11 protein-coding genes are annotated in these 11,220 nt (G+C 72.0%); 2 read left to right on the top strand and 9 right to left on the bottom strand.

Features of this window, described 5'->3' with window-relative positions:
• Positions 1–12 precede the first annotated feature (12 nt).
• The 9 genes from JWR81_RS00235 to JWR81_RS00195 form a co-directional block, all read right to left on the bottom strand.
• Positions 13–588, bottom strand: a complete 576-nt coding sequence (locus tag JWR81_RS00235) for a Chromate resistance protein ChrB (protein WP_297645049.1) — start codon at positions 586–588, stop codon at positions 13–15.
• Between the two features lie 59 nt (positions 589–647).
• Entirely contained in the window at positions 648–863 is a 216-nt protein-coding gene (locus tag JWR81_RS00230) for a hypothetical protein (protein ID WP_297645046.1), read from the bottom strand.
• Complete coding sequence (locus JWR81_RS00225) at positions 860–1,609, bottom strand: hypothetical protein (protein WP_297645043.1); 750 nt, start codon at positions 1,607–1,609, stop codon at positions 860–862. The genes JWR81_RS00230 and JWR81_RS00225 overlap by 4 nt, the downstream gene beginning before the upstream one ends.
• Before the next feature lie 11 nt (positions 1,610–1,620).
• Positions 1,621–2,787: an ABC transporter ATP-binding protein gene (locus JWR81_RS00220; protein ID WP_297645040.1), complete on the bottom strand. Its 1,167-nt coding sequence runs from the start codon at positions 2,785–2,787 to the stop codon at positions 1,621–1,623.
• Positions 2,780–4,546, bottom strand: a complete 1,767-nt coding sequence (locus JWR81_RS00215) for a hypothetical protein (protein ID WP_297645037.1) — start codon at positions 4,544–4,546, stop codon at positions 2,780–2,782. The genes JWR81_RS00220 and JWR81_RS00215 overlap by 8 nt, the downstream gene beginning before the upstream one ends.
• A gap of 7 nt (positions 4,547–4,553) precedes the next feature.
• The gene (locus tag JWR81_RS00210; protein WP_297645034.1) at positions 4,554–5,651 is read right to left on the bottom strand and encodes an extracellular solute-binding protein; all 1,098 of its coding nucleotides are present in this window, start codon (positions 5,649–5,651) and stop codon (positions 4,554–4,556) included.
• Between the two features lie 256 nt (positions 5,652–5,907).
• Positions 5,908–6,936, bottom strand: a complete 1,029-nt coding sequence (locus tag JWR81_RS00205; RefSeq protein WP_297645031.1) for an ABC transporter substrate-binding protein — start codon at positions 6,934–6,936, stop codon at positions 5,908–5,910.
• Between the two features lie 52 nt (positions 6,937–6,988).
• Positions 6,989–7,840: an ABC transporter permease gene (locus JWR81_RS00200; protein ID WP_297645028.1), complete on the bottom strand. Its 852-nt coding sequence runs from the start codon at positions 7,838–7,840 to the stop codon at positions 6,989–6,991.
• Positions 7,837–8,706 carry an ABC transporter ATP-binding protein gene (locus tag JWR81_RS00195; protein WP_297645024.1) on the bottom strand — a complete coding sequence of 290 codons (870 nt, stop codon included), beginning with the start codon at positions 8,704–8,706 and terminating at the stop codon, positions 7,837–7,839. The genes JWR81_RS00200 and JWR81_RS00195 overlap by 4 nt, the downstream gene beginning before the upstream one ends.
• Positions 8,707–8,901: 195 nt before the next feature.
• Here JWR81_RS00195 and JWR81_RS00190 point away from each other — a divergent pair, with 195 nt between their 5' ends.
• Both JWR81_RS00190 and JWR81_RS00185 read left to right on the top strand, forming a co-directional pair.
• Positions 8,902–10,542, top strand: a complete 1,641-nt coding sequence (locus JWR81_RS00190) for a sensor histidine kinase (RefSeq protein WP_297645021.1) — start codon at positions 8,902–8,904, stop codon at positions 10,540–10,542.
• Positions 10,539–11,220 (top strand): response regulator (locus tag JWR81_RS00185; protein ID WP_297645018.1); only part of this gene is annotated, 682 nt, incomplete at its 3' end. The genes JWR81_RS00190 and JWR81_RS00185, both read left to right, overlap by 4 nt.

Raw genomic sequence — 11,220 nt, 5'->3', positions numbered from 1 at the left:
CCACGGTGGTGCTCAGGCCCCGTCGGATTCCCCGGCGTAGACCCATGCGCCGTAGCCCTCGAGCTCCTTCTCGCAGATGGCGAGTGCCTCCTCGCACGCCTGCCTGCCGGGGGCGCCGAAGACGTCGCGGTCCTTGATCTTGGCGAACCAGTTCCTCAGCTTGATGAGGTCCTCGTCGTTCTCCTCGAGCTCCGCATAGGTGAAGTGCTCCTGGCGGAACTCCTTGCGGATGCCGGCGACGAAGTCGTGGCACTTGTCGACGATCTCCTCGTACTCGTCGTCGCGGGCGCCCTGGAACGCTGCGCGGATCTCCTTCTCCCCGGCGAGCACCGAGCACGCGAGCAGCGACGCCGTGCCCGACATGTCGAGGATCTCGCGCTGCAACAGCCGCAGGGCGCGTTCTGCGGAGGGGCCGGCCGGCAGCGCCGCCGCCGAGTTCTGCAGGTAGATCGCCCCCAGTCCCTTGAGTCGCCGCCACACCGCGGCGCGGAGCCGGGTGGGTTCGGACGGGATCCGGTAGATCAGCACCAGCCATCCGCCCTGCGCTCCGGTGTCGGTCGCGGCCACCGGGTCGTCGTCTCCGCTCACCGCGACAGTCTCGCTGCTGCGGCGTGGCGGGCGGCGTCGCCCCGGTGCCCCGATCGTGCTCAGCTCGGCCGGCGGGCGGTCCGAGCCACCCGCCACAGGCTCAGCGGCAGCAGGACCGCCACGGTGACGGGCAGCACCCACCAGGCCGGGATCCCGGCGGCGGCGACGCCGAACGTGACGGCCAGCGCGGCCACCACCGCGACCGCGACGCGCCAGTCGTCGCCGACGATGAAGTCGTACCAGAAGGCGACGAAGGCCCTGACGTGCCGCATCACGACGCCACCGCCCCGGGCGCGGTGACGGCCCTGCGCAGCGTCGCCACCAGCGCGAGCGCGAACAGCGCGACGACCGGCACGACGACGAGCAGCGCGGCGTCGGCGCCGGGCCACACGGCCCCCGCCCCCTCCGCTCCCCAGAAGATGCCGAAGGAGGTCAGCATGACGCCGACGACGAACTTCATGGTGTTCTCCGGGACCCGGGCCAGCGGTGCGCGGACGGCGATGCCCGCGACGGTGACGACGACGATCGCGGACAGCGCCGCGATCGCCGCGAGCGGGATGTTCTGCTGGTTGGCGCCGAACGTGAGCGCGATGAACGCGACCTCGAGGCCTTCGAGGACGACGCCCTTGAACGACAGTGTGAAGGAGTACCAATCCGCGACCATGCCGCGCCGCCCGGGCGCGGCGGCCCGGGCCGCAGCCAGCTCCCGCGCGTAGATGGCGTCCTCGTCGTGCAGGGCTTTGAGCCCGCTCGCGCGCAGGATCGCCTTGCGCAGCCACTGCAGGCCGAAGATCAGCAGCAGCCCGCCGACCACCAGCCGCAGGCCGCCCAGCGGGATCGCCGTCACCGCAGGCCCCAGCGCGGCCACGACCACCGCCAGCACCGCCACACCCGCGACGACGCCGGTGACGGCCGAGCGCCAGTCGCGGCCGGTCCCCGCGGCCAGCACGATCGTCAACGCCTCCACCGCTTCGACCACGCAGGCCAGGAACACGGCGAGGAACAAAGCACCGCTGCTCATCGATCCCTCCTTCAGCTCGCGATACTAACAACTGTTACATCTGTAGTGTGACATCGAGTCGGAGCAATTGGGTAGGCCACGCAGCCCGCCGGGTCCAGGGCGATCTCGACAGTCGAACCGCGGGGCCGGGAGCGTTGGTCGAAGACGGCGGCGAGGGTGCCGGCCGGGCCGGTGACGACGTGGTCGTAGCCCCGGCCGCGGTAGGCGACGTCGACGACGGTGCCGGCCAGCGAGCCGTGGGGCGCCGGGACGTCGGCGGGCAGGACGGTCGTGGCGGCCGGCCGCACGGCCAGCGTCACCTCGTCGCCGATGCCCACGGTGCCGACCACGCGGCTGCGCAGGCGCCGGTCGGCGACGCACACCACGACGTCGTCGCCGTCGGTGGCCACCACCCGTCCGGGCAGCTCGCCCGCGAGCCCGGTGAAGCGCGCGACGAAGGGCGTGGCCGGCCGGGCGTAGACGGCCTCCGGACGGTCGAGCTGGACGAGCGTGCCGCGGTCGAGGACACCGATGACGTCGGCCAGGGCGAACGCCTCGGACTGGTCGTGGGTGATGTAGACCGCCGTCGCCCCGCTGTCGCGGGTCAGGGTGGAGATCTGCACCCGCAGTCGCTCGCGCAGGTCGGCGTCGAGGTTCGACAGCGGCTCGTCGAACAGCAGCAGTCCGGGGCGTGCCACCACCGCGCGGGCCAGCGCGACGCGCTGCTGCTCGCCACCCGAGAGCTCGTGGGGGTACCGATCGGCCAGCGCGCCCAGGCCGACGCGTTCGAGGGCCTCCGCGGAGCGCCGGGCCGCCTCCGGTGCGGCGAGCCTGCGTCGCCGCAGCGCGTAGCCGACGTTGCCCGCGACCGTGAGGTGCGGCCACAGCGCGTAGTCCTGGAACACCATCGCCAGGTCACGGCGCTCGGGCGCGAGGTGCCGCCGGCGGTCGCTGATGACGCTGCCGCCGAGCTCGATCCGGCCGTCGTCGAGGCGCTCCACCCCGGCGAGCGTCCGGATCAGGGTCGACTTGCCCGACCCGGACGGCCCGAGCAGCACCAGGAACCGGCCGGCGGCGACGTCGAGGTCGATCCCGGCCAGCGCGTGCACGGGCCCGTAGCGCTTGACCGCCTCGCGGACCCGCACCGCATGGCCGGGGCCTGCGTCGCGCTCGCGCGCGGTGTGAACGTGGTCAGTCACGTGTCCTCCCGATGCGGCGCCACCCGGCGGGGGCCAGCAGGTGGAACCCGCCCCAGACCACCGCGGCGACGGCCAGTGCGAGCACCACGGCGCTGACCTCCATCGCGGTGCCGCCGCCGAAGTCGTAGTTGGCAAGTGCCTTGGTGATGCCCACCGAGACCGGCGGGTGGTCGGGCGGGTAGAGCAGTTGCGAGACGGGCAGCTCGAGGAGCGTCCCGGCGAAGGTGAGGACCCAGGCGGAGAGGAGGGGCCGGGCCAGCAGCGGCAGCACGGTGCGCAGCCACGACGCGGTCGCGCCCGCGCCGTGGACGCGGCCGGCCTCGCGCAGCGACTCCTGCACCTGGCCGACGCTGCCCAGCAGCACCCGTGACGTCGAGGGCAGCGCGGTGGCCAGGTACCCCAGCACCAGCAGGGTCGTGGTCTCGTAGAGGTGGATCCCGAGCCCGTTGATCAACGGCAGGTTGTAGGTGAAGATGTAGCCCGCCGCGAAGACGATGCCGGGCAGCGCCACCGCGGTGAGCAGCAGCAGGTCGAGCAGCCGCGAGCTGATCCGGGTGCCGCGGGTGCTCAGGATGCGCGCCACCGCCACCCCGAGCACCGCCGTCGCCGTGGCCGTGATCGCGGCCAGCCGGGCCGAGTACAGCAGCGGCTCGCGCAGCGCGGGGCTGGCCAGCACCCGCTCGTAGTTGGCCAGGGTCAGGCCGTGGCTGCCGATCAGCGACCCGAGCCCGTCGATCAGTGACGCCGAGACCGCTCCGAGTGCCGGCACCCCGAGCCCGACGAGCGCCACCACCGTGAGCCCGGCCACGGTCAGGACCGTCGTCGGGGCACCCAGCCGGTGCCGCCGGGCCGGCCTGCTGCGCCCGCCGAGGACGCGGTAGCTGCGCCCGCGCAGGGCGCGGGACTGCGCGAGCAGGGCCAGCCCTGCCAGCCCCATCAGCATCCAGCCGACCGCGGCCGCCACGGGGAAGCGCACAGGGAAGCTGTCGACCGCGTCGTAGAGCGTGAACGTGGCCACCGGGAAGTGGGCGTCGTTCGCGAGCGTCGCCGCCACCCCGAAGTCGCTGATCGACTCCGCGAACACGATCGCCAGCGCCGACCACACCGCCGGAGCCAGGAGCGCCACGACGATGCGCAGCGCGGCGATCCGCCCGCCGCCGTGGACGCGCGCCGCCGCCTCGAGCTCCTCGCCGAGTCCCCGCAGCGCCGACGAGATCGCCAGGTAGGCGAAGGGGACGCCCTTCACCGCGAGCACCACGACCACGCCGAACGGCCCGTAGAACAGCCCGCGTGCCGCGGTGACGTCCAGCCCGAGCAGCTCGAGAACGCCGGCGGGTTCGAGCAGCCGTTCCCAGCCCAGGGCGACGAGGTAGGACGGCGCGAGCAGCAGCCCGAACATCGTGGCCGTCCAGAGCGGCCGGGCGGGGACGTCGGTGCGGGCCACCGCCCACGCCACCCCGAAGCCGACGGCGGCGGCGATCACCGCGGTCGCCAGCCCCACCAGCAGCGAGTTGAGCAGCCCCTGCAGCAGCGTGCCGCTCAGCGCCTCCCGGAAGCCGTCGAGGGTGAACCACTGCGGCCCCTGCTCGAACAGCCGCGGCGAGAACGCCACCAGCAGGAACAGCAGGATCGGCGCCACCAGGATCGCGACGACGAGCACCCAGAAGGCCAGCAGCGGAGCGCAGCGCAGCCACGCCCCGCTGCGCGGTGCCGGTGGGGCGGCCCGGCGCTCGATCGGCCGCTCGACGGTCGTCGTCACGGCAGCCCTACTTGATCGTCGCGTCGAAGAAGGTATTGACCTGGTCCTCCAGCGGTCCCCAGAAGTAGGGGTCGATCTTCTGGTAGCCGGCGGGGAACGCGGGCAGCGCCGGCAGCGGGGTCACGCCGTCGACCACCGGCCAGAACAGCGAGTCGCCCGTCGGGTCGCCGGCCTGCATGGCGTGCTGGCCGGCGGGGGAGAGGACGAACTCGACGAACTTCTTCGCCTCGGTCTGCATCGCGGGCGGAGAGCCCTTGTCGATGCCGATCACGGCGGGCAGGAGCGTCGACCGCGGCAGGTAGACGATCTTCGGGTCGTAGGCCGCGCTCTTCGGCGCCTTCGCGACCTCGCCGCTCGCCGCGGAGCTCTGGATCAGCCCGTAGGTGATCTGACCGGTCTCCAGGGCGTGCAGGGTGTCGCCGTTGGTCGGGAACACGTGCAGCCCGTTGCCCTTGAGCGCACGCAGGTAGTTCTCACCGGCCGTCACGCCACCGGTCTGGCCGCCGAGCTGGTTCATCAGACCGGCGACGAAGGGGAACGTCGGGCCCGACTGGGCCGGGTCGTTCATCCCGACGAGCCCCTTGTAGGCGGGGCCGAGCAGGTCCTGGTAGCTCGTCGGCACCGAGGTCGTCCTGGCGGCGTTGTAGATCAGCGCGGCCATCACGGTGGTGCTCGCCGGCACGTAGGAGTGGTCGGCCGGCACCAGCGCCTTCCCGACCGCGTTCAGCGGCGTGGGCGTGGTGTAGTCCAGCAGCTGGCCCTGCTTGTCCAGCGCGGCGAACGCGGTGTCGCCGTCCACCCACAGCAGGCCCCACTGCGGGTTGTTCTTCTCGGCGGCCACCTTCGTCAGCAGCGGTCCGGTGCTGTCGTCGACCAGGCTCACCGGGATCCCGGTCGCGGCCGTGAACGCCTTGGTCACCGGCGCGTCGTAGCCCTGCGCGGAGTAGACGACCAGCGGAACCGTCCCGGCCGCCGGAGCCGCCGACCCGGCTCCCGAGGCGGCGGGCGCCGACCCCGCGGAGCTGCCGCACCCCGCGAGGACCACCGCCGCCACCGTGCTCACCACCGTGCCGGCGACCCACCGCCGACGATGACTACTCGTCACAGCCATCTCCCTCATCCGGGTCCGTTTTGCGGCTCACGTAACCGCTGTTAGGAACCATGAGTGACGATGCTGGCTCAGGAAGAGCGATGAGATGGCCGGTCGGTGAACCGGGCGCGACGATCGGGCGTTCGGCGCCGGATCTGCGAGGTTCGACTGGTCCGGACCGGCCGGTGGGCTCGGACAGCACGACCATTGCCCATGGTGGCGCGCCGGGAGCCCGTTGCTCGGGCTCCCGGCGCGGATCACGGCTGCTCGGTCACTGCTTCTGAGCGGCTTGGGCGAAGTCGTTGGTGAAGGTCGTGGCGAGGTCGAGCTTCTTGCCGGCGACGTCGGTGTTGGCCTGCAGGACGGCGAGGCAGGTGGCCGGGCCGTCGGACGGCATGAGTCCGGTCGGGTTGTAGATGCCCTTCTCGCTGTCGAGCGCCGCGGTGTAGGCGGCCTTGCCGACGCCGGTGTAGTAGTCGGCCGGCATCTGGTCGGTGATCTCTGCCGCCGTGTGGGTCTGGATGTACTTCAGCGTGCGCACGTAGGCGCCGACGAGCTTCTGCACCTCGTCCTTGTGGGAGTTCGCGAAGTCGGTCCGCAGGTACAGCGACGTCGCAGGGTAGGCGCCGCCGAGGGCCTTCCGGGCGCCGTCGGCGGTGCGCATGTCGTCGATGATGTAGGCCTTGCCGCTGCTGATCAGGTTGGACACCGTCGGCTCGGTGGTCATCCCGCAGTCGATCGACTTGTGGTCGATGGCCGCGATGAACGTCGGACCGGCCTGGACGCCGATGCGGGTGGTGTCGGTGGGCGAGACGCCGTTCTTCTGCGCGAGGTACTGGGTGAGGAAGTCCGTGGAGGAGCCGAGATCGGTGACCCCGAGGTTGCGGCCCTTGAAGTCGGCAGGGGAGGAGATGGTGCCCTTGAGGTCGCTGCGGCAGAGCTCGACCTCGCCTGGCACCTGCAGCATCGACACCACCGCCTCGGTGGCCTGACCCTTCGCTTGCAGGTCGATGGTGTGGTCGTAGAAGCCGCCGACGGCATCGACCTGCCCGGCGAGCATCGCGGTCTCGGCGTTCACGCCGGCGGGCTCGTCGGAGAGCGTCACGTTCAGTCCGGCGTCCTTGTAGTAGCCGAGCTTCTCGGCGAGCATGAACGGCAGGTAGATCTGCTTGTCCAGGCCCCCGACCATGATCGACATGTTGTTGGGGTTGGCGCTGGACGAGCTTGCTCCGGATCCGCAGGCACTGAGCGTCAGTGCCAGTGCAGCGACGGCGGCTCCGGCCACCAGGGACTTCTTCACGACGGTGTCCTCTCTGACATCGGGGTGGGGCGGGGGTGGTTGATCGGTGGTGTCACAGGTCGGGTCCGCTCAGCGCCGGCGGCCGCCAGCGGAGGATCTTCTTCTCCAGCGCGGTGATGAGGCCCTCGGCGATCAGGGCGACGACGGCGACGATGACCATCGCGGCGAGGACGCCGTTCGCGTTGAACGTGCCCTGGGCGGTACGGATCAGGAGCCCGAGACCCTGCTGCGCGCCGAGGAACTCCCCGACGATCGCGCCGATCAGCGCGAAGCCGAAGCTGACATGCAGGCTGGCGATGATCCAGGTGAAGGCCGAGGGCAGGACGACCTCGCGGGTCACCCGCCAGCGAGAGGCGCCGAGGATGCGGGCGTTGGCCATGAGGTTGCGGTCGACCTCGCGGGTGCCCTGGAAGGCGTTGAAGAACACGGCGAAGAACACGAGCACGACCGCGAGGAGCACCTTCGACCCGAGCCCGAGTCCGAACGCGACGATGAAGATCGAGCCCAGCACGATGCGCGGGATCGAGTTCATGATCTTGATGTAGGGCCCGAGCACATCGGAGAGGAAGCGGATCCGCCCGAGGGCGATCCCGAAGACGACGCCGAAGACGACGCCGATCACCCAGCCGAGGATCGTCTCCTCCATCGTCACGCCGATCTGGGCCCACAGCGAGCCCTGCGCGGTGCCGTTCTGCACCCACGTGACGATCTGGCCGATGACCTGGCTGGGCTCGCCGTAGAAGAACGGGTCCACGAGGCCCAGCCGCGCGAAGAGCTCCCAGCCACCGAGAACGACGACCAGGACGACGGCGCGGCCGGTCCAGACCGCGGTGGTGTAGCTGCCCCGGCGAGGGGCGTCGCCGTCGACGGCGGCCGGTGCGGGTGTCTGCTCGACGGTGGTCATGCGTCACCCCGGACGGGGACGGTGGCGGTGGTCGTCCGCGAGTAGGCGACGTCGACCTCGTCGCGCAGCGCGTGCCAGATGTCCTGGTAGAGCGCGACGAAGGCGGGGTCGAAGCGGATCTCCTGGACCGTCCGCGGTCGCGGCAGGTCGATCGGGAAGATCTCCTTCACCGTGGCCGGACCGGCGGTGAGGACCACGACCTTGTCCCCGAGCGCGATCGCCTCCTCCAGGTCGTGGGTCACGAAGACCACGGCCGGACGGGTGAGCTCCCACAGCGCGAGCAGCTCGTCGGACATGATCGCCCGCGTCTGGACGTCGAGCGCGCTGAACGGCTCGTCCATCAGGAGGATGCGCGGCTCGTTGATGAGGCTCTGGGCGAGCGCCACCCGCTTGCGCATGCCGCCGGAGAGCTGGTGGGGGTAGCGGTCCTCGAACCCGTTGAGGCCCACCCGGCGCAGCCAGTCGAGCGCATCGACCCGGGACTGCCCCGACGGCCTGCCGCGGAACCGCGGGCCTGCCAGGACGTTGTCGAGCACCGTCTTCCACGGGAAGACGGCGTCGTTCTGGAACACGAAGCCGACATCGGAGCCGATGCCGCTCACGTTCTCGCCGTGCACCAGCGCCTGCCCGGTCGTCGGCCGCTCCAGGCCCGCCACCAGTGTCAGCGTGGTCGACTTGCCGCACCCGGTGGGTCCGACCACCGCGCAGAACTCGCCGGCCCCGACGGTCAGGTCGAGGTCGCGCAGCGCCTGGTAGCGCCCACCGCCCGAGGTGTCGAAGACCTTCGACACGCCACGCAGCTCGATCGCCGGTGGGCCGGTCTCACCGCCTCCGAACATGGACATCGTCTGTGCCGGCATCGCCATCCGAACCTCCTCGTCGCGCCGTCGGTGTGACCGCGCTCTCAGTCGGAGGCCATCGTGGAGTGCTGTCCGCCGCACGCCGATGTTCTGCCCGTAGGGTCGGCCGAACGCGCGTTGGCGGCGTTGTGCCCATATCGCCCACAGGTCCGTACGGCCGGAGGGGGTGGCTGCGGCCCCGTCGGCGTGCACACTGTCGCGGTGGAAGGACCACGGTGGTCTCGCAGGCGTCGGACCCTGTCCGCGCGCCTGCTCGTCGGGCATGTCGGCGTCCTGCTCCTCGCCGGCCTGATCGGGTTCTTCCTCTGGGCCCGCGCCGCCCGCAGCGAGCTCGACGACCAGTACGAGCAACGCGCGCTGGCGATCGCCCAGGCGGTCGCGTCGACCCCGCAGGTCGAGGCCGCCCTCGTCGCCGGCGACCCCGCGGGGGTGCAGGAGCTGGCGCAGCGGACGGCCCGCGCCACCGGCGCCTCCTACGTCGTCGTGATCGACCGGAACGGCGTCCGCTACTCCCACCCCAACGCGGCCCTGATCGGCCGGGTGATCGAGGAGCCGGTGGTCGCGCTCGACGGCGCCCCCCACGTCGGGGTCGACCTCGGCAGCCTCGGCCGCTCGGCCAACGGCAGGGCGCCGGTGCTCGCGCCCGACGGCACGGTCGTCGGCGAGGTGTCGACGGGCGTGGTCGAGACGGCCATCGCGGCGAAGGCCGGCGACGAGCTGGTCAACCTGGCCGTCTACCTCGCGGTGGCCCTCGCCGTCGGGCTCGCCGCCGCGGTGCTGCTCGCCCGCCAGCTCAAGCAGCAGACCTTCGGGCTCGAGCTCGACGAGATCGCCGGGCTGCTGCAGGAGCGCGAGGCGACGCTGCACGGCATCCGGGAGGGCGTCGTCGCGGTCGACCCCTCCGGCCGCCTCTCGCTGATGAACGACCAGGCCCACCAACTGCTCGGCACGTCACCGGCGGACCGCGGCCGCGTCGTGGAGGACGTCCTGCCCGACGGCGACCTCCGCGACCTGCTCCGGGACCCCGGCGACGCCGCCGATCGCCTCGTGCTCCTGGACGGGCGGTTGCTCGTCGGCAGCCGGGTGCGGGTCTCCCACGGTGGGCGCGATCTCGGATCGGTCGTCACCCTGCGGGACCGGACCGAGCTGGAGGCGGCCCTGCGCGAGCTGGACGAGGTCAGGAGCCTGACCGATGCGCTGCGGGCTCAGCAGCACGAGTTCTCCAACCGGATGCACGTGATGTCGGGGCTGCTGGAGATGCGCCGCTACGACGACGCGATCGGGTACGCGGTCGAGATCGAGACCGCGACCTCCGGCGTCGCGAGCACGCTCGAGGCGCACATCGACAGCCCGCGCATCGTCGCGCTGCTGCTGGCCAAGTCGACCGTCGCCCGTGAGCGCGGGGTCGAGCTGACGGTGACGGCGGCCGCGCGCGTGGCCGTCGAGGACGCCGCCGTCGACGCGCTCGTCTCGATCCTCGGCAACCTGATCGACAACGCCATCGAGGCGGCGGGGTCCGGGGGAGGGGCGGGAGAGATTCCGTCGGTGACCGTCGTGCTCGCGGACGACGAGCGGGAGCTGGTCGTCGAGGTGGCCGACAGCGGACCGGGGATTCCCGCGGGCGCAGCCGCGTCGATCTTCACCGGCGGCTGGTCGACCAAGCTCGTTCCCGGCGGTCGGGCGCGGGGCATCGGGCTGGCCCTGGTGCGTCAGCTCGTCGGACAGCTCGGCGGATCGATCGAGGTCGAGGAGCGCCCCGGCGCACGCTTCCGGGTCGTCGTCCCCACGCCCCGCGGGCCGTCGCCGACGGCCGACGCCGTCCTGCGCGGAGCGGGGCCGTGAGCCCGGACGCGATCTCGGTGCTCGTGGTCGACGACGACTTCCGGGTCGCCGCGTTGCACGCCGACTTCGTCGGCCGGGTGCCCGGCTTCCGGGTGACGGCCACGGTGCACACCGCCACCGCGGCACTCGAGTGTGTTCGGACCCGCGCCCCGGACCTCGTCCTGCTCGATCTCTACCTGCCCGATGTCGACGGGCTGGAGCTGCTGACCCGTTTCCGGGAGGGGGCGGGCCGGCATCCCGACGTCATCGCGGTGACCGCGGCCCGGGACATGCCGAGCGTGCACCTCGCCATGCAGCGAGGAGCCGTGCAGTACCTGGTCAAGCCGTTCCGTTTCCGTGCTCTCGCCGAGCGCCTGCACGTCTACCGGCAGCTCTGGGTGCAGACCCGGTCGACGGGCGAGGTCGAGCAGGGTGAGGTCGACCGGATCTTCGGGTCGATGCGCGGGATCGACGCGACGAGCGTCCTGCCGAAGGGCTGCTCGGAGGCGACCATGGTGCTCGTGAGGGCCGTGTTCGCCGGCCCCGAGCCGGACTGGTCGGCATCCGAGATCGCCGACCGGGTCGGCATCAGCCGTACCACCGCGCAGCGCTACCTCGCCCATCTCGCCGACACCGGCTCGATCGAGCTCCACCTGCGCTACGGCCACGCAGGGAGGCCCGAGCACCGCTACCGGCCGT

Origin of the sequence: Pseudonocardia sp., assembly GCF_025965585.1 — a bacterium.
In the GTDB taxonomy this organism is placed as follows: Bacteria; Actinomycetota; Actinomycetes; order Mycobacteriales; family Pseudonocardiaceae; genus Pseudonocardia.
This window is presented reverse-complemented; position numbering and strand designations above follow the sequence as displayed.

What these genes read in the sequence shown, in the direction of transcription:
- JWR81_RS00225 (WP_297645043.1), bottom strand. Translation starts at nt 1,609, where the DNA reads ATGAGCAGCGGTGCTTTGTTCCTCGCCGTGTTCCTGGCCTGCGTGGTC.
- JWR81_RS00200 (WP_297645028.1), bottom strand. Translation starts at nt 7,840, where the DNA reads ATGACCACCGTCGAGCAGACACCCGCACCGGCCGCCGTCGACGGCGAC.
- JWR81_RS00195 (WP_297645024.1), bottom strand. Translation starts at nt 8,706, where the DNA reads ATGGCGATGCCGGCACAGACGATGTCCATGTTCGGAGGCGGTGAGACC.